Source organism: Micromonospora humida (genome assembly GCF_016901255.1).
Classification (GTDB): domain Bacteria; phylum Actinomycetota; class Actinomycetes; order Mycobacteriales; family Micromonosporaceae; genus Micromonospora; species Micromonospora wenchangensis.
This window is the reverse complement of sequence record NZ_JAFEUC010000014.1, coordinates 68,751-85,718: the sequence shown is the minus strand read 5'-3', so window position 1 is coordinate 85,718 and position 16,968 is coordinate 68,751. Positions and strand designations below refer to the sequence as shown.

17 protein-coding genes and 1 tRNA gene are annotated in these 16,968 nt (G+C 72.1%); 3 read left to right on the top strand and 15 right to left on the bottom strand.

Annotated features, from left to right (window positions below):
* Nucleotides 1-19: 19 nt before the first annotated feature.
* The 6 genes from JQX11_RS25095 to JQX11_RS25070 all read right to left on the bottom strand — a co-directional run bounded on the left by JQX11_RS25095 (nt 20) and on the right by JQX11_RS25070 (nt 4,803).
* Nucleotides 20-457, bottom strand: coding sequence for a hypothetical protein (locus JQX11_RS25095; RefSeq protein WP_204927414.1), 438 nt, complete (start codon nt 455-457; stop codon nt 20-22).
* Nucleotides 458-642: 185 nt separating this feature from the next.
* Entirely contained in the window at nt 643-1,011 is a 369-nt protein-coding gene (locus JQX11_RS25090) for a GntR family transcriptional regulator (protein ID WP_204927413.1), read from the bottom strand.
* Nucleotides 1,011-1,922 carry a YihY/virulence factor BrkB family protein gene (locus tag JQX11_RS25085; RefSeq protein ID WP_302746607.1) on the bottom strand — a complete coding sequence of 304 codons (912 nt, stop codon included), beginning with the start codon at nt 1,920-1,922 and terminating at the stop codon, nt 1,011-1,013. The genes JQX11_RS25090 and JQX11_RS25085 overlap by 1 nt, the downstream gene beginning before the upstream one ends.
* 164 nt (nt 1,923-2,086) lie before the next feature.
* Nucleotides 2,087-2,656 carry a 2'-5' RNA ligase family protein gene (locus JQX11_RS25080; protein WP_204927411.1) on the bottom strand — a complete coding sequence of 190 codons (570 nt, stop codon included), beginning with the start codon at nt 2,654-2,656 and terminating at the stop codon, nt 2,087-2,089.
* A gap of 32 nt (nt 2,657-2,688) precedes the next feature.
* Nucleotides 2,689-3,714 carry a tryptophan--tRNA ligase gene (gene trpS, locus JQX11_RS25075; RefSeq protein WP_204927410.1) on the bottom strand — a complete coding sequence of 342 codons (1,026 nt, stop codon included), beginning with the start codon at nt 3,712-3,714 and terminating at the stop codon, nt 2,689-2,691.
* 33 nt (nt 3,715-3,747) lie between these two features.
* Nucleotides 3,748-4,803 carry a hemolysin family protein gene (locus tag JQX11_RS25070; protein ID WP_204927409.1) on the bottom strand — a complete coding sequence of 352 codons (1,056 nt, stop codon included), beginning with the start codon at nt 4,801-4,803 and terminating at the stop codon, nt 3,748-3,750.
* Between the two features lie 228 nt (nt 4,804-5,031).
* Between JQX11_RS25070 and galE the strand changes: the two genes are divergently transcribed.
* Together galE and galK are read left to right on the top strand one after the other, a co-directional pair.
* The gene (gene galE, locus JQX11_RS25065) at nt 5,032-5,961 is read left to right on the top strand and encodes a UDP-glucose 4-epimerase GalE (protein ID WP_232378560.1); all 930 of its coding nucleotides are present in this window, start codon (nt 5,032-5,034) and stop codon (nt 5,959-5,961) included.
* The gene (galK, locus tag JQX11_RS25060) at nt 5,958-7,124 is read left to right on the top strand and encodes a galactokinase (RefSeq protein WP_204927407.1); all 1,167 of its coding nucleotides are present in this window, start codon (nt 5,958-5,960) and stop codon (nt 7,122-7,124) included. Before galE ends, galK begins: the two co-directional genes overlap by 4 nt.
* 299 nt (nt 7,125-7,423) lie before the next feature.
* Here galK and cysN read toward each other — a convergent pair whose 3' ends face one another.
* The 9 genes from cysN to JQX11_RS25015 form a co-directional block, all read right to left on the bottom strand.
* Nucleotides 7,424-8,719 (bottom strand): sulfate adenylyltransferase subunit CysN, encoded by a 1,296-nt coding sequence (gene cysN / locus JQX11_RS25055; protein WP_204927406.1) that lies wholly within the window; start codon nt 8,717-8,719, stop codon nt 7,424-7,426.
* The gene (gene cysD, locus JQX11_RS25050; protein WP_204927405.1) at nt 8,719-9,633 is read right to left on the bottom strand and encodes a sulfate adenylyltransferase subunit CysD; all 915 of its coding nucleotides are present in this window, start codon (nt 9,631-9,633) and stop codon (nt 8,719-8,721) included. The genes cysN and cysD overlap by 1 nt, the downstream gene beginning before the upstream one ends.
* Nucleotides 9,634-9,711: 78 nt before the next feature.
* Nucleotides 9,712-10,515, bottom strand: a complete 804-nt coding sequence (locus JQX11_RS25045) for a 3'(2'),5'-bisphosphate nucleotidase CysQ (RefSeq protein ID WP_204927528.1) — start codon at nt 10,513-10,515, stop codon at nt 9,712-9,714.
* Nucleotides 10,516-10,632: 117 nt separating this feature from the next.
* On the bottom strand, nt 10,633-11,223 hold the full coding sequence (gene pth, locus JQX11_RS25040; RefSeq protein ID WP_204927404.1) for an aminoacyl-tRNA hydrolase: 591 nt from the start codon (nt 11,221-11,223) through the stop codon (nt 10,633-10,635).
* A 99-nt stretch (nt 11,224-11,322) separates the two neighbouring features.
* Nucleotides 11,323-12,012: a 50S ribosomal protein L25/general stress protein Ctc gene (locus JQX11_RS25035; RefSeq protein ID WP_204927403.1), complete on the bottom strand. Its 690-nt coding sequence runs from the start codon at nt 12,010-12,012 to the stop codon at nt 11,323-11,325.
* Between the two features lie 302 nt (nt 12,013-12,314).
* Entirely contained in the window at nt 12,315-13,295 is a 981-nt protein-coding gene (locus tag JQX11_RS25030) for a ribose-phosphate diphosphokinase (protein ID WP_145917824.1), read from the bottom strand.
* An 87-nt stretch (nt 13,296-13,382) separates the two neighbouring features.
* A complete protein-coding gene (glmU, locus tag JQX11_RS25025; RefSeq protein ID WP_204927402.1) occupies nt 13,383-14,882 on the bottom strand; it encodes a bifunctional UDP-N-acetylglucosamine diphosphorylase/glucosamine-1-phosphate N-acetyltransferase GlmU in 1,500 nt (499 codons plus the stop codon).
* Between the two features lie 74 nt (nt 14,883-14,956).
* Nucleotides 14,957-15,027: transfer RNA gene (locus tag JQX11_RS25020), tRNA-Gln, on the bottom strand.
* 46 nt (nt 15,028-15,073) lie between these two features.
* Complete coding sequence (locus JQX11_RS25015) at nt 15,074-15,847, bottom strand: helix-turn-helix domain-containing protein (RefSeq protein ID WP_204927401.1); 774 nt, start codon at nt 15,845-15,847, stop codon at nt 15,074-15,076.
* 120 nt (nt 15,848-15,967) lie between these two features.
* On the opposite strand from JQX11_RS25015, the gene JQX11_RS25010 reads away from it, so the two are divergent.
* Entirely contained in the window at nt 15,968-16,927 is a 960-nt protein-coding gene (locus JQX11_RS25010) for an acyl-CoA desaturase (protein ID WP_204927400.1), read from the top strand.
* Nucleotides 16,928-16,968: the final 41 nt, after the last annotated feature.

The following is a 16,968-nucleotide window of genomic DNA, read 5'->3' as shown; positions in this document are numbered from 1 at the left end:
ACCGGCGTCGCCCGACCCGTCACCGCCCGCGCAGCAGCCCCGCGATCCGCCCGAAGCCCGCCCGCACCTGTGCCTCGGTCGGCACGGGCGGCGGCTGCGGCCGGTCGGCCCCGACGGCGGCCTCGTCCTCCTGCTCGTCGAGGACGTCGTCGAAGTCGCCGTAGAGGTCGGCCGCCTCGATCCGGGCCTCCTCGTCGGCGGCGGCGAGCTGCGACGCGGCGATCTCGCCCCGGATCTCCTCGGCCGACAGCGCCGGCACCAGCGGCTCGACCACCGCCATGAACCGTTCGTCGGCCACCACCGCCTCGGCCAGGGCCAGCGCGTGCGGTCGCTCGTACGGGCCGCAGACCACGGGTTCCCACTCGGCCGGATCGGCGAGCGGGCCGAACGTGATGATCCAGGGCAGGGTGAGCAGCGGCGAGTCGTCCGGCAGGTCCAGCGTCACGAGTGCGCCCACCGGCTCATCATGTCGGCTCGGCCTCGCACACCGGGTGGGATTTGCCCCATTCATCTTTTCCGACGACTGTCGGCATCCCGCTTTCCTCCCCGGACCGGTCCTGCCGTCAGCCGGCCCGACCGTCGTCCCGGCCGTGGCCCCGGCCCCGGCCGGCCGGCACCGGGCCGGGCGGCGACGGTGCGGGCTCAGGCCGGGGGTGACCCGCCCAGGGCGGCGCGGACCAGGGCCAACGCGCGGTCCGGCGGCACGCCCAGCCGGGTCGCCTCCTCGGCGTAGCGGGCCGCCGCCCGCTGCAACCGGTCGGCCGCGTCGTCCCGGCCCGGGGCGACGAAGCTGCCGTGCCGGCCCCGGGTCTGCACCAGCCCGGCCGACTCCAGCTCCCGGTAGGCGCGGGCCACCGTGTTCACCGCCAACCCCAGCTCGGCGGCGAACTGCCGGACCGGGGCCAGCCGGGTGCCGACCGCCAGCCGGCCGTCGCCGATCATCGCGGCGAGCTGCGCCCGCACCTGCTCGTACGGGGGCACCGGGGAGCCCGGATCGATCTCGACAGACATCAGCCCGCCCCTCCCGGCGTACCCGGATCGGTCTCGGTGTCGACGTCGGCCTCGACGTTGACCTGCCGCATCACCGCCCCCTCCGACAGGTCGACCACCCGGCCGTGCCGGCTGGTGGCGGCCAGCGCCGCGCCGAAGAGCACCAACTGGTTGAGCAGGTAGAGGTAGAGCAGCACGGCCACCGCGCCGGCCACCACGGCGTACGCCGGGTTGCGCTCGGTCCGCACGATGTAGAACCGGCCGACCGTGTTGAGCAGGGTGATCCCGACCGCGACCAGCAACACCACCGGGCGCAGCCGGCGGCGGCTCATCCGCAGCCGGGGCACCGCCACCAGCAGCGCCGTCGCCAGCACCGCGTTGACCAGCACGCTGAGCACCGCGCTGATGGTGGTCAGCCCCACCGAGCCGGTGGCCCGCAGCAGGAACCGCAGCACCGACTCCAGTGCGTCCACCGCCGCCACCGAGATGCCCAGCATGACGAAGACCAGCAGCAGCACACCCAGGTCCACCAGCCGGCGGACCACCAGGTTGCCCGGCTGCTGGTTGAAGCCGTACATCAGCCGCTGCGACGACCGGATCGCCTCCACCCAGCCGATCCCGGTGAAGAACAGGATGACCAGGCCCACCACGCCTACCGCGTTGCTGCTCTCGGCGATCTGCTGCGGGTCGAGGAAGGGCAGGTTGTCCCGCAGGAACTCCGCCACCGCGTCGGAGACCTCGTCGTTGTCCTCCAGGATCGCCCCGAAGACCGAGTAGGCGACCAGGGCGAGGGCGAACACGGCGAAGAACCCGTAGTAGGCGATGGCGGCGGCCAGCCGGCCGCCCAGCACCTCCCCGTAGAGGTCGACCGCCCGCCAGAGGTGGTCGAGCCGGGGCCACCGGTGCCGGGCCACGGTGAACCGGCGGTCGATGCCGGCCGTCCACCGGCCCCACGCGTCCACCACGTCATCCTCGCCGATCTGTCGTCACCGGTGCCGGCCAACCGGCGGTCGGCGGGAGCGGGTGCCGGCCACCAGCGTGCCACCGGCAGGCGAGGTGCCGCGCCGGGGGCCCCTCCGACCGGCCACGGGACGGGTCAGCCGCCGAGCCGGAAGTCCCGGCGCGGCTGCCACCGGGTCGCGCCGCTGTGCGAGAAGAGGGTGAAGCCCTCCACCTCGAACATCGCCGAGAAGTCGGCGAGATCCTCGTACGCCCGGTCCAGCGCCTCCGGGGCGACGTCCTGCGCCACGGTGACGTGCGGGTGGTACGGGAAGCGCAGCTCCCGGTGCAGGTGCGGGGCGGCGCTGATGGCGGCGGCGAGCAGCTCGCACTCGCTGATCCCGGCCGCGACGGCGACGAAGACCACCTGGGTCACCGGCCGGAACGTGCCGGTGCCCCGCAGGTGCAGGGTGAACGGCAGGTGGGCGGCGGCCACCTGCGCCAGGTGCGCCTCGACCGACTCCAGCGCGGCCAGGGGGATCTCGGTCGGGCCGAGCAGGGTCACGTGCGCGGGGACGACCTGCGGGTCACCCGTCTGCATCCGGCGTCGGGTGAGCAGCCCACCCCACGGCTCCGGGATGTCCACCGCGATCCCGATCTGGATGGTGTCGCCGGCCACCGGTATCCCGTCGCTGCGATCCACGCTCCGCGCCACCCCTCCGGCCATCGTCTCGACCCGTACCGCCGACCCGCCCACCGTTACGCCACGGGGGCCGACGCCAGGAACCCGACCCGCTCGTACGCTGTGCGCAGCGTCGGCACGGTCACCGCACGGGCCTTCTCCACCCCGACGGCGAGCAGCTTGTCGAGCTGCGCGGGGTCGTCGAGGTAGGCCCGGGTGCGTTCCTGGATCGGGGTGACGAACTCGCGGACCACCTCGCCCAGCTCCTTCTTGAGATCGCCGTAGCCCCGGCCCGCGTACGCCGCCACCAGGTCGTCGATGCTCCGGCCGGACAGGGCGGAGTGGATGGTGAGCAGGTTGGACACCCCGGGCTTGGTCTCGGTGTCGAAGACGATCTCCCGGCCGGTGTCGGTGACCGCCGAGCGGATCTTCTTGGCCGAGCGGGCCGGGTCCTCCAGCAGGTCGATGATGCCGGTCGGGGAGGACGACGACTTCGACATCTTCGCCGTCGGCTCCTGGAGGTCGGTGATCTTGGCAGTGTCCTTCACGATGTGCGGGGCGGGCACCGTGAAGGTCGGCCCGAACAGCGAGTTGAACCGCTGGGCCAGATCCCGGGAGAGCTCCAGGTGCTGCCGCTGGTCCTCGCCGACCGGCACCGCGTCGGCCTGGTAGAGCAGGATGTCGGCGGCCTGGAGGATCGGGTAAGTGAACAGGCCGACGCTGGAGCGGTCGCTGCCCTGCTTCTGCGACTTGTCCTTGAACTGGGTCATCCGGCTCGCCTCACCGAACCCGGTGATACAGCCCAGCACCCACGCCAGCTGCGCGTGCTCGGGCACCTGCGACTGGACGAACAGGGCGCTGCGCTCCGGGTCGATGCCGACCGCGAGGAGCTGCGCGGCGGCCACCCGGGTGCGCTGGCGCAGCACCGCCGGATCGTGCCCTGCGGTGATCGCGTGCAGGTCGACCACGCAGTAGAACGCCTCGTGGGTGTCCTGCAACGCCACCCAGTGCCGCACCGCGCCCAGGTAGTTGCCGAGGTGGAACGAGTCGGCCGTCGGCTGGATGCCGGAGAAGACGCGGGGGCGGGCGGGAGCGTCGGACATGCCGGCAATTCTGTCAGCAACCCCCGGCGTCCGTCATGACGGGCCGGCGGGTCGACTCGCCGCCGGTTGCACCGGGGCGGTGACCTCGCGTACCGACACCCGCGCGACGTCCACCGGTGCCGCGGCAGCGGCGGCCTCCCGGCGCGGCTCCGGCAGGCGGGCGGCGGACACCGCGACCCGGGACACCCGACGCCCGTCGAGGGCGAGCACCCGCAACAGCCACCCCTCAGCCGGGGACGGTTCGTCTCCCGGGGTGACCGGCACCTCGTCGCCGGCCACCGGGAGCCGGCCGAGCGCCGCCATCACGTACCCGCCGACCGTCTCGTACGGGCCGGCGGGCAGCGGCACCCCGGTCCGCTCGGCGAAGTCGGCCAGGTTGAGCCGGCCGTCGACCACGGCGGGCAGGCCGGCCGACGCCGGCTCGGGTGGGCCGGCGTACTCGTCGTGGATCTCCCCGACCAGTTCCTCGATCAGGTCCTCGCAGGTCACGATGCCGGCGGTGCCGCCGTACTCGTCGACCACCACGGCGAGGTGGTGGCCCTCGCGGCGCATCTCGGTCAGCGCGGCGAGCACCCGCTTGCTGCCGGGCAGCCGCTTGACCTCCCGGCTCAGCCGGCCCACCGTGGTCGCCGGGTCCAGGTCGGGGCGGAGCAGCACGTCCCGCAGGTGGACGAAGCCGACCACGTCGTCATGGGTGCCGTCGACCACCGGGTACCGGGTGTGCGGGTCGATCCGGACCAGGCGTTCGGCCTCGGCGAGGGTCAGCCCGGCGGCGAGGAAGACCACCTCGGTGCGGGGCATCATCACCTCGCGCACCAGGCTGGCCCCGGCGACCAGCACCTCGTCGATGATCCGCCGTTCGTCCGGGTCGAGGACGGTGTTCGCGGCGACCAGGTCGCGTAGCTCGTGCTCGCTGATCCGTTCCCGGCCGGCGGCCGGGCTGGCGCCGAGCAGGTCGGTGACGAGCCGGGTCGCGCCGTCGGCGGCCCGGACGACCAGCCGCGCGACACTACGGGCCACCGGCCCGGGTACGCGTCGGCTCCGCCCCGGCGCGCGTCTTCGGGGCCCGGGACCACCCGCTTCCCGCATGGAAGTGATGGTAGGGCCGGCGGACCCGGCCGGTGGGCAATGTGCGGATCTGTTCAATCATGAAGGTTCATGATGGAATGAGGGCGACCCCACGACGCACAGCGCGGCGACAGCACCCGGCCGTAGGGTGATCACGAACGGCCGCAGCGGGCGCGGCCAGGCAGGAGGACCGACGTGAAACTGCTCGTCACCGGCGGTGCCGGGTACATCGGCAGCGTGGTGACCCGGATGCTGCTCGACGCCGGCCACCGGGTGACCGTCCTGGACGACCTGCGTACCGGGCACCGGGCGGCGCTGGCCCCCGACGCCACCCACGTCGAGCTGCCAGTGCACGAGGCCGCCCGGGTGCTCACCCCCGACGCCGGCTTCGACGGGGTGCTGCACTTCGCCGCGCTGATCGCCGCCGGCGAGTCGATGGTCCACCCCGAGCGGTACTGGCACGCCAACACGGTCAGCTCGATCGCGCTGATCGACGCCGTCCGGGCCGCCCGGGTGCCGCGCCTGGTCTTCTCCTCCACCGCCGCCGTCTACGGCAACCCGGTCGAGCTGCCGATCCCGGAGACCGCCGTCAAGGCCCCCACCAACACGTACGGCGCCACCAAGCTCGCCGTCGACCTGGTGCTCACCTCCGAGGCGACCGCACACGACCTCGCCGCCGTGTCGCTGCGCTACTTCAACGTCGCCGGGGCGTACCTGCGCGACGGCCTCGCCATCGGCGAACGGCACGACCCGGAGACCCACCTCATCCCCATCGCCCTCGACGTCGCCGCCGGCCGCCGGGAGAAACTCCAACTCTTCGGCGACGACTACCCCACCGTCGACGGCACCTGCGTGCGCGACTACATCCACGTGGAGGACCTGGCCCGCGCCCACCTGCTGGCGCTCACTGCCGCCGTGCCCGGCCGGCACCGCATCTACAACCTCGGCAACGGCAGCGGCTTCACCAACCGGCAGGTCGTCGACGTGGTCCGCGAGGTCACCGGGCACCCGGTGCCGGTCGAGACCGCCCCCCGCCGCGAGGGCGACCCGGCCGAACTCGTCGCCTCCTCGGCGCTGGCCCGCCAGGAACTCGGCTGGGTGCCCGAGAAACCCACCCTCACCGACATGGTCGGCGACGCCTGGGCGTTCTACCGCGCGCACGTGCTGGAGCAGTCGTGACGGGCCGCCCGGACGTCGCCGACCGCGCCACCGCCGGCTTCTCCTGCGGGTACGACGCGACGCCCGCCGGACGCTGGGCGGCACCCGGACGGGTCAACCTCATCGGCGAGCACACCGACTACAACGACGGATTCGTGCTCCCCTTCGCCCTGCCGCTGCGTACCGTGGTCGCCGCCGACCCGCAGCCCGGCGAACGCTGGACGGTCCGCTCGGAGATCGCCGACCGGCCCGTCGACTTCGGGGCCGCCGAGGCCGACTCCCCCGGCCGGGTCACCGGCTGGGGCGGCTACGTCGCCGGAGTGGTCTGGGCCCTGCGCGAGGCCGGGTACGCCGTCCCCGGCGCCCGGCTGGCCATCGCCTCGGACGTGCCGCTCGGCTCCGGGCTCTCCTCGTCGGCGGCCCTGGAGGCGGCGGTGCTCGCCGCCCTGGCCGACCTGGGCGGGCTGGACCTGCCCGCCGAGCGCCGGCCCCGACTGGCCCAACGCGCCGAGAACGGCTACGTCGGTGCGCCGACAGGCATCATGGACCAGTCGGCGGTGATCCGCTGCCGCGCCGGCCACGCCCTGTTCCTCGACTGCCGGGACGAATCCGTCGACCACGTCCCGTTCGACCTCGACGCCGCCGGCCTGGCCATCCTGGTGATCGACAGTCGTGCGCCGCACCGGCACGCCGACGGCGAGTACGCCTCCCGCCGCGCCGCCTGCGAACGGGCCGCCGACCTGCTCGGCGTGCCCGCCCTGCGCGACGTGCCGGTCGCCGACCTCGACGCCGCGCTGGCGCGGCTGCCCGACGACGAGACCCGACGCCGGGTCCGGCACGTGGTCACCGAGAACCAGCGGGTGCTCGACACCGTCGCCCTGCTGCGCGCCGGCCGGGTCGCCGAGATCGGACCGCTGCTGACCGCGTCGCACGCCTCCATGCGGGACGACTTCGCGATCACCGTCCCCGAGGTCGACACCGCCGTCGAGGCGGCGCTCGCGGCCGGCGCGCTGGGTGCCCGGATGACCGGCGGCGGCTTCGGCGGCTGCGTCCTCGCCCTGGTCGAGGCGGCGGCTGCGGAACCGGTGGCGGCAGCCGTCCGGAGCGCCTACGCCGAACGCGGCTTCGCCGCCCCCGACACCCTCACCGCCCTCCCCGCCCCCGGTGCCACCCGCCTCCCCTGACCCGCCTCCCCCCGGCCTACCCCGCTCACGCCCCGGGTCCGGCCTGCCCCGGTCCGGCCTGCCCGGGCCCGCTCCTGCGCCGGTGATCAAGAGGTTTGCGTCAATCCGCCAGCGAAACCTGACGCAAACCTCTTGATCACCGAGCAACAGCCGGGCGAGTGGGCGTGCTGGGTGGCGGTGATCAAGAGCCTTGCGTCATCCGTCGGGCGGAAACTGACGCAAAGCTCTTGATCACCGAGAGCCGACGGGGCGGGGAGGGCCGGGCGGCGGCGGGAGGAGGAGAGGGAGAGTGGGGTGGGTCAGGCGGTGTCGACGATCATGCCGGCGGCCACGGTGCGGTTCGTGGCCTCGTCGATGATGATGAAGCCGCCCGTGGTGCGGTTACGGCGGTACTCGTCGGCCAGCAGCGGGACGGTGGTCCGCAGCCGTACCCGGCCGATCTCGTTGAGCCGCAGTTCGCTGGCGGTCTCGTCCCGGTGCAGGGTGTTGACGTCGAGGCGGTAGTACAGGCCACGCACGATCGTCCGCGCCGAACGCGTCGTGTGCTTGATCGTGTACTTGCCGCCGACCTGGAGCGGGCGGGTCTCGTCCATCCAGCAGACCATCGCCTCGATGTCCTGCGAGACGGTCGGGGCGTTGTTCGGCCGGCAGATCATGTCGCCGCGCGAGATGTCGATCTCGTCGTCGAGGCGGACGGTGACCGACATCGGGGGGAACGCCTCGTCGACGGGTCCGTCGGCGGTGTCGATGGCGGCGATCCGGCTGGTGAACCCGGACGGCAGGACCATCACCTCGTCGCCGGGCTTGAGCACCCCGGAGGCGACCTGCCCGGCGTAGCCCCGGTAGTCGGTGACCGTGGTGGACTGGGGGCGGATCACGTACTGCACCGGGAACCGGACGTCGACCAGGTTGCGGTCCGAGGCGATGTGCACACGCTCCAGGTGGTGCAGCAGCGACGGCCCGTCATACCACGGCATGTTCTCCGACCGGGTGACGATGTTGTCGCCGCGCAGCGCCGAGATCGGCACCACCGTCAGGTCCGGCGCGTCGAGTTTGGCCGCGAAGGCGGTGAACTCGTCGGCGATGCGTTCGAAGACCTCCTGGGAGAAGTCGACCAGGTCCATCTTGTTGACGCACAGCACCAGGTGCGGCACCCGCAGCAGCGAGCACAGGAACGCGTGCCGCCGCGACTGCTCCACCAGACCCTTACGCGCGTCCACCAGGATCAACGCCAGATCGGCCGTGGACGCGCCGGTGACCATGTTGCGGGTGTACTGGGTGTGCCCGGGGGTGTCGGCGATGATGAACTTGCGCCGGGGGGTGGCGAAGTACCGGTACGCCACGTCGATGGTGATGCCCTGTTCCCGCTCGGCCCGCAGGCCGTCGGTGAGCAACGCCAGGTTGGTGTACTCGTCACCCCGGGCCGCGCTGACCGCCTCCACCGCGGCCAACTGGTCGGTGAACAACGACTTCGTGTCATACAGCAGCCGACCGATCAGGGTCGACTTGCCGTCGTCCACACTCCCGGCCGTGGCGAACCGCAGCAGGTCCATCGGCCGGGCCTCGACCTCGGGCGACACCGTTTCGGTGCTCATCAGAAGTAGCCCTCCCGCTTGCGGTCCTCCATGGCGGCCTCGCTGACCCGGTCGTCGCCCCGGGTGGCACCCCGCTCGGTGATCCGCGTCGCGGCCACCTCGTCGATCACCTTCTCCACCGTGTCGGCGTCCGAACGCACCGCCGCCGTGCACGACGCGTCGCCCACCGTCCGGTACCGCACCCGGGCCTTGAACTGCTGCTCGCCGGCCCGGGGCCGGAAGAACTCGTTGACGGCGTAGAGCATGCCGTCGCGTTCGACGACCTCCCGGTCGTGCGCGTAGTAGATCGACGGCAACGGCACCCGCTCCCGGGCGATGTAATGCCAGATGTCCAACTCGGTCCAGTTCGACAACGGGAACACCCGGATCGACTCACCCGGATGATGCCGACCGTTGTACAACGACCACAACTCCGGCCGCTGGTTCTTCGGATCCCACTGCCCGAACTCGTCCCGGAACGAGAACACCCGCTCCTTCGCCCGCGCCTTCTCCTCGTCCCGCCGCGCCCCACCGAACAACGCGTCGAACCGGTGCTTCTCCACCGCGTCCAACAACACCGGCGTCTGGATCCGGTTCCGCATCCCGTCACCCGACTCACGGACCGTGCCGGCCGCCAGGGCGTCGGGCACGCTCGCCACGACGAGGTGCAGACCCAGTTCCGCGACCCGCTGGTCGCGGTAGTCGAGCACCTCGGGGAAGTTGTGCCCGGTGTCGACGTGCATGACCGGGAACGGGATGTTGGCCGGGGCGAACGCCTTCTGCGCCAGCCGCAGCATCACGATCGAGTCCTTGCCACCGGAGAAGAGCAGCACCGGCCGCTCCATCTCGGCGACCACCTCACGCATCACGAAGATGCTCTCCGCCTCCAACTCGTCGAGGTGGGAGACCTGGTAGAAGCGGCCGGGGGCGGTCATGCCACGGGCTCGATCGGCGCGGATCCGTACATGGATTCCAGACCTTTCCGGTCGGACAAATCAAAAACAGCGCTCAGGTTACCCGGAATGCCTCTGCAGCGCTGCAAGCAACCGGCTGGCGAGATCCTTGCGGCAGACCAGCAGGTCAGGCAGGCGCGGATCCGCCTCGTTGTATCTCAGCGCAGAACCGTCGATTCGGGAAGCGTGCAGTCCGGTGGCCGTCGCCACAGCGATCGGCGCCGCCGAGTCCCACTCGTACTGGCCGCCCGCGTGGATGTAGGCGTCCACGTCACCGGTCACCACCGCCGCGATCTTCGCGCCCGCCGAACCCATCGGCACCAACTGGGCGCCCACGTCCTCGGCCAGCGCGGTCAGGAACGCCGGCGGCCGGCTCCGGCTCGCCGCCAACCGCAGCGTCCGGTCGCCCGTCGTGGCCGCCTCCACCGTCATCGGCGGGTACGCGGGCGGGTAGTCCGTGCCCAGCACCCGGTGCTGTGCCGGCAACCCCACCGCCCCCGCCACCAGACCGTGCGGCGTCGGCGCGTTACGCGCCCAGAGCGCGACGTGCACCGCCCAGTCGGCGCGCCCCTCCTCGGAGAACTCCCGGGTCCCGTCCAACGGATCGATGATCCACACCCGGTCGGCCGTCAGCCGGGACACCCCGCCCGTGGTGTCCACCAGCCGCGACCCCTCGTCCTCCTCGGAGAGGACCGCGTCACCGGGCCGCCACTTCGCCAGCTCGCTGCGGATCAGATCGTGCGAGACCTTGTCCCCGGCCGACTTCAACGCCGCCGCGTCCGCGAACCCCATCTCGGCGCGCAGCTCCAGCAGGGCCTGCCCGGCCCGGTCCGCCAACCAGCGGGCGAACGCGCCGTCGATCATCGGAGGACTGCCCACGAACTCGCTCCCGTCGCCTACCACGGCCCGCGCGCGGTCGCGCCACGCCAGAACGCGCAGACTACCGCCAACGCGGGCGCGCCACGAGTACGCCCCCGCGACTCAGACCCCGTGGTACGCGTTCTGGGTCGGCTCGACGCCCTTGGTGACCACCGACTCCACCACGTCAGCGGCCCGGTCCACCAGAAACTCCAACTCCTTGCGCTCCGCGGTGCTGAAATCCGACAGCACGAAATCCGCCGGATCCTGCCGCCCCGGCGGCCGGCCGATGCCGAAGCGCACCCGCACGTAGTCCTTCGTCCCCAGCGACTTCGACATCGACCGCAGACCGTTGTGCCCGCCCTCGCCGCCGCCCAGCTTCACCCGCAACTGCCCGTACGGGATGTCCAGCTCGTCGTGCACCGCGATCACCCGTTCGGCCGGGATCTTGTGGAACTGCGCCAGCGCGGCCACCGGCCCACCCGACAGGTTCATGTACGTCTGCGGCTTGAGCAGCACCAGCTTCGGCCCACCGAAACCGATCCGCCCCTCGGCGACGTCCGCCACCACCCGCTTGTACCGACCGAACCGCCCACCCAGCCGTACGGCGAGCAACTCGGCGACCATGAAGCCGACGTTGTGCCGGTTCCCGGCGTACTCCCGACCCGGATTGCCCAGGCCGACCACCAGCCACGGCCCCGTCTCGTCCGTCACGTCCCGTACCTCCCGCTCGCCGTCTGCGCGCCGACCGTGCCCCGATACGCCGGCAGGCGCCCCCGCGACGGGAGCGCCTGCCGTGAACGATGCGACCGGTCAGGCCTCGGTCTTCGCCTCGGTGCTCTCCTCGCCCTCGGCGGCCGGAGCCTCGGCGCCCTCGGCGGCCTCCGCACCCTCGGCCTCCTCGGCCTCCGCAGCCGGGGCCTCGACCTCCGGCAGGGTGGCCTCCAGCTGCTCGGCGGTCGGGGCGGCGGTCACCGAGGCGACCGTCTGCTCCGCGTCGGCGGCAAGCTCCACACCCGAGGGCAGCTCGACGTCGGCGGCGGTGACCTGGCTGCCGGCCTCCAGGCCCTCGATCGACGCCTCCAGGTGGTCCGGCACCTTGGTGGCGTCGGCGGTCACCGAGAGGGTGTCGTGGTCGTGCACGATCAGGGTGTCCCGCGCGGCCTCACCGGTCAGCTGGACCGGGACCTCGACGGTGACCTTCTCGCCCCGACGGACCAGCAGCAGGTCCACGTGCTCGAAGCTGTCCCGGATCGGGTCACGCTGGATCGCCTTCGGCAGCGCCAGCACCTGGGTGCCGTCGCTGACCTCGATCGCGAAGAGCTGGTTGGCGCCGCCCTTACGGATCGCGGCGGCGAACTCCCGCGCCGGGAGCGCGATGTGCTTGGGCTTCTCGCCGTGACCGTACAGCACGGCGGGCACCTTGCCGGCCCGACGGGTACGACGGGCACCACCCTTGCCGAACTCCGTACGGGGCTCGGCGCTGATCTTTACCTCGGACACGGGAAAACTCCTGATGCTCAACGCTACGGCGGCTTGTCGTCTGGCGGTGCTGGGGCGAGGGGCTCGCTTGGGGCTCATGCGTCATGAACGACTGCCCGGAGCACCGCGTCGATGACGGTGCCTCCGTGCGGCGCTCGATCAGCGGCCCGCCGGGCACCCTCGCCGTGGCAACCGCACCAGTCTACCCGAGGTCTTTCCGCGCCTTCCGGCAGTCCCCGCCATGCGCCGCCGCACCGCGCGTCGGACCCGGCGACGCCGGGCCGGTCGCACCCGACCGGCCCGCGCGCTCCCCGGGGCGGGCGTCAGCTCAGGCCACCGAAGAGGGTGGTCACCGACCCGTCGTCGAAGACCTCCCGGATCGCCCGCGCCAGCAACGGCGCGATCGACAGCACGGTGAGCTTGTCCAACTGCTTCTCCGGCGGCAGCGGCAGCGTGTTCGTCACCACCACCTCGGTGATCGGACTGTTCTTCAACCGCTCCGTCGCCGGGTCGGACAGCAGGGCGTGGGTGGAGGCCACCACGATCTCCGCCGCACCGGACTCCTTGAGGATGTCCGCCGCCTTGGTGATCGTCCCACCGGTGTCGATCATGTCGTCGACGATCAGGCAGACCCGACCCTCGACCTCACCGACCACCCTGTTCGCCACCACCTGGTTGGGCTTCAACGGGTCGCGGGTCTTGTGGATGAACGCCAACGGACAACCACCGAGGCGGTCCGTCCACCGCTCCGCCACCCGTACCCGGCCCGAGTCCGGTGCCACCACGGTCATCGGCCGGCCGGCGAACTTGTGCTCCACGTACTCGGCGAGGATGTCCATCGCGAACAGGTGGTCCACCGGGCCGTCGAAGAAGCCCTGGATCTGCGCGGTGTGCAGGTCGACGGTGAGGATCCGGTTCGCGCCGGCCGTCTTGAGCAGGTCGGCCACGAGCCGCGCCGAGATCGGCTCCCGCCCGCGGTGCTTCTTGTCCTGCCGGGAGTACGGGTAGAACGGCAGGACCACGGTGATCCGCTTCGCCGAACCCCGCTTCAACGCATCGATCATGATCAGGGTCTCCATGACCCAGGTGTTGACCCCGTGCGTGACGGACTGCACCACGAAGGCGTCCGAACCACGCACCGAGTCCCGGAACCGTACGAAGATCTCACCGTTGGCGAACTCGTACGCGTCGGAAGGGGTCGGCGCTACACCGAGCACCTCACCGATCTCCTTGGCCAACTCCGGAAAGCCACGTCCGGAAAAGAGCATCAGGCTCTTGCGGTTTTCGGCGACGATGCTGCCCATGGGCCCGTCTGCTCCCGTTGGTCGGTGGTGCCCGGCGGCGGTGGGCCGGGGCTGCTCGGTTGCAGTATGCCCCGACCACGGCGACCCTCACACCGTCTCGGCACCCCCGTGGATTGCCTCACCTTCACTTGCCGACGCCGGCCCACCCGACGCATCCTCACCGGCCGTCCGGGCCTGCTCGGCGGCCCGCGCGGAGACCGTGCCCGGCCGGTTACGCAGCACCCACCCCTCGATGTTGCGCTGCGGCGCCCGGGTCACCCCCAACGCCCCCGGCGGCACGTTCTGACTCAACGCGCTCCCCGCCGCCACGTACGCCCCCGCGCCCACCTCGACCGGCGCGATCAGGTTCGTGTCACAGCCGACGAACGCACCGTCACCGACCACCGTGCGGTGCTTGTTCACCCCGTCATAGTTCACGAAGATCGTCGCCGCACCGATGTTCGCCTTCGCCCCGATCGTCGCGTCCCCCACGTACGACAGGTGCGGCACCTTCGCGCCCGGTCCGACCTCGGAGTTCTTCACCTCGACGAACGTGCCCACCTTCGCCTTCTCGGCCAGCCGCGCCGCCGGGCGCAGGTAGGCGTACGGGCCGACGCTCGCCCCCGCGCCCACCTCTGCGCCGGTGGCGTGGCTGCGCAGCACGGTCGCCGCCGGCCCCACCACCGTGTCGATCAACGTGACGTCCGGCCCGACCACCGCCTCGGCCCCCACCACGGTGGCCCCGCGCAACTGGGTGTTCTGGTCGAGCACCGCGTCCCGTTCGACGGTGGCGGTCACGTCGATCCAGGTGGTCGCCGGGTCCAGGATCGTCACCCCGGTCCGCATCCACGCCTCGTTGACCCGGTCGCGCAGCAGCCGGCGCAGCCCGGCCAGCTCCACCCGGTCGTTGCAGCCCAGGGTCTCTACGTGGTCGGCGGCCACGTGCACCCCCACCGGCTCGCCGGCCGAGACGAGCAGCCCGAAGACGTCGGTGAGGTACTCCTCGCCCTGGTCGTTGTCGGTGGAGAGTTTGCCCAGCGCGGCCCGCAGCCGGGCCAGGTCGAAGGCGTAGATGCCGGCGTTGATCTCCCGCAGCGCCTGCTGGGCGGGGCTCGCGTCACGCTCCTCGACGATCTGCTCCAGCCGGCCGGCGGTGTCCCGGACGATCCGGCCCAGGCCGGTCGGGTCGGGCACCTCGGCGGCGAGCACCGTGGCCGCCGCGCCCTCACCCTCGTGTGCCGCGACCAGCGCGTCCACCGTCTCGGTGCGCAGCAGCGGCACGTCCCCGTTGATCACCACGACGGTGCCGGTGGCCTCCGGCACCGCGTCCAACGCGATCCGTACGGCGTGCCCGGTGCCGAGCTGCTCGGCCTGGAGCACCGCGGTGGCGTCCGGGGCGACCTCGGCCAGGTGGGCACGGACCTGATCGGCCCCGTGGCCGACCACCACCACGGTCCGGTCCGCGCGCAGCGGCCCGGCCGCGGCCAGCACGTGCCCGAGCAGCGTCCGGCCGAGCAGTGGGTGCAGCACCTTGGGCAGCGCCGACTTCATCCGCTTGCCCTCCCCCGCGGCGAGCACGACGACGGTACGGCGGTGGGGCTGGGACACGGGTGGGCTCCCGTCGGGGAAGGTGACAGTCTCGCCGCCATGCTAACCAGACTGCGGGGGCGAATCAGCGGAAGCTCCCGGGAGAGGACTCGAACCCCTACAATCAGGACCAAAACCTGACGTCCTGCCATTAGACGACCCGGGAAGGTCTAAAACGTGCAAATCGAATTACTTGGCAGACCTCCTACACCTTAGCGCCCCTCGCCAGCCGCGCCATCGCCCATTCCCTTCATGATCCCCTCTATCCGCCAGTACAACTGCCGGGACCTGGGCACCTCGACGATCAGACAACCTCGATACTCCTCGCCCGTGTTGCGCCGCACTGTGGTCGGCCGGTGGCGCTTGAACGACGTGGGGCGGAACGTTTCGGCCGGAACAGCCACCCGCTCAGCCCACCACCGCACGGCTGCTTCAGCGTCGGCGGTCTCGTGGATGCTCACCCGGAAGCGCAGGGCCTCGCGGGACACACCCATCGCCTCGACGAAGCGGACGAAGATACCGACCAGCCCGGGATCACTGTTGATGAACCTGACCCGGCACTCGTGAGGCCGCCATGGCTTGGCCTTCTCCCCCTCCGCCCAGTAGAGCGCCGCCCCCACCATGACCAGCTCGCGGTGTTCTATCGACCCCACCCATGCCGCGGCGTCCGCCACAGCCGCCGCCCGGGCGGCGTCCCGTGCCTGCCGGTGGGCCGACCACCGGGCATCCGTCATCACCTTGGAGTGCGCCCGTCGACGCTCGCGGGCGACCTCCTCGTCCGGGTCGAGAGGGAGGTGGCGCACCCAGAGGTAGGCGGTGGACTTCGCGACGCCCAACCGGGCCGCGATGTCGCCGACCGAGCGGCCCTCGCCGCGCAGTACCACCGCCGCCGCGCGCAGCTCGTCGCGGGCGGCGGGTCGGCGGGTGCGGGCCGGGGGCGCACCGACGCCCGGCCGGCGCACCTCGGCGGCCGTCGGATCGGTCATGACCGGCAGGTTAAGACAACCGTATGACACTTGACTCATTCACGTGCGCCACTGTTCACTCCACTGTGGCCGGACCGTAGGTTACGGTGACGTAGGCGTATCCGACCGCTGCGAGGTGCCATGTCGACCACCCTGGGGGACGCCGGTGCCGCCGGCCCGAAGCCGCTCACCCAGGGTCCCCAGTCGCGGGGCATCCTGATCGCCCTCTGGGCGTTCGTGGTGGTGCCGTTCCTGGCCCTGCTCGCCGCCGTGCCGGTGGCCTGGGGTGGCTGGCTACACCCGACCGACGTGCTCGTCGCGGCCCTCTGGTACGTCGTGTCCGGGCTCGGCATCACCGTGGGTTACCACAGGTACTTCACCCACGGCGCGTTCAAGGCCCGCCGCCCGGTCCGGGTGGCCCTGGCGGTCGCCGGGTCGTTCGCGGTGCAGGGCGAGATCATCCAGTGGGTGGCCGACCACCGGCGGCACCACGCCTTCGCCGACCTCGACGGCGACCCGCACTCCCCCTGGCGGTACGGCGAGAGCGTGCGGGGCCTGGCCAAGGGGCTGTTCCACGCGCACCTGGGCTGGTTGTTCGGCCGGGAGCTGTCCAACCGGGAGCGGTTCGCGCCGGATCTGCTCGCCGACCCGGACACCCGCCGGGTGGACCGGCTCTCGCCGCTGCTGGTGGCCGTCTCGCTGCTCGGCCCGGCGCTGATGGGCGGGCTGTTGACCTGGTCGTGGGCCGGCGCGCTGGGCGGGTTCTTCTGGGGCGGGCTGGTCCGGATCGCCCTGTTGCACCACGTGACCTGGGCGATCAACTCGGTCTGCCACGTCTACGGTGAGCGTCCGTTCGCGATGCGGCCGGGCGACCGGGCGGCCAACTTCTGGCCGCTGGCCCTGCTGTCGTTCGGGGAGAGCTGGCACAACCTGCACCACGCCGAGCCGACGAGCGCCCGGCACGGGGTGCTGCGTGGGCAGTGGGACCCGTCGGCCCGGGTGATCTGGTTGCTGGAGCGGGCCGGCGCGGTGCACGACGTGCGGTGGCCGAAGCCGGAACGGGTGGCGGCGAAGCGGGTGCGGGAGCCGCTGGGGCGCTGAACCCGGCGGTGCCCCGGGGTGCCACCTGGCAGGATGGCCGG

Excerpts from the sequence above, each read along its gene's own strand:
- JQX11_RS25090 (WP_204927413.1), bottom strand. The coding sequence starts at position 1,011 with ATGTCTGTCGAGATCGATCCGGGCTCCCCGGTGCCCCCGTACGAGCAG.
- JQX11_RS25080 (WP_204927411.1), bottom strand. The coding sequence starts at position 2,656 with ATGGCCGGAGGGGTGGCGCGGAGCGTGGATCGCAGCGACGGGATACCG.
- trpS (WP_204927410.1), bottom strand. The coding sequence starts at position 3,714 with ATGTCCGACGCTCCCGCCCGCCCCCGCGTCTTCTCCGGCATCCAGCCG.
- JQX11_RS25070 (WP_204927409.1), bottom strand. The coding sequence starts at position 4,803 with ATGCGGGAAGCGGGTGGTCCCGGGCCCCGAAGACGCGCGCCGGGGCGG.
- galE (WP_232378560.1), top strand. The coding sequence starts at position 5,032 with ATGCTGCTCGACGCCGGCCACCGGGTGACCGTCCTGGACGACCTGCGT.
- cysN (WP_204927406.1), bottom strand. The coding sequence starts at position 8,719 with ATGAGCACCGAAACGGTGTCGCCCGAGGTCGAGGCCCGGCCGATGGAC.
- cysD (WP_204927405.1), bottom strand. The coding sequence starts at position 9,633 with ATGACCGCCCCCGGCCGCTTCTACCAGGTCTCCCACCTCGACGAGTTG.
- JQX11_RS25045 (WP_204927528.1), bottom strand. The coding sequence starts at position 10,515 with ATGATCGACGGCGCGTTCGCCCGCTGGTTGGCGGACCGGGCCGGGCAG.
- JQX11_RS25030 (WP_145917824.1), bottom strand. The coding sequence starts at position 13,295 with ATGGGCAGCATCGTCGCCGAAAACCGCAAGAGCCTGATGCTCTTTTCC.
- JQX11_RS25015 (WP_204927401.1), bottom strand. The coding sequence starts at position 15,847 with ATGACCGATCCGACGGCCGCCGAGGTGCGCCGGCCGGGCGTCGGTGCG.
- JQX11_RS25010 (WP_204927400.1), top strand. The coding sequence starts at position 15,968 with ATGTCGACCACCCTGGGGGACGCCGGTGCCGCCGGCCCGAAGCCGCTC.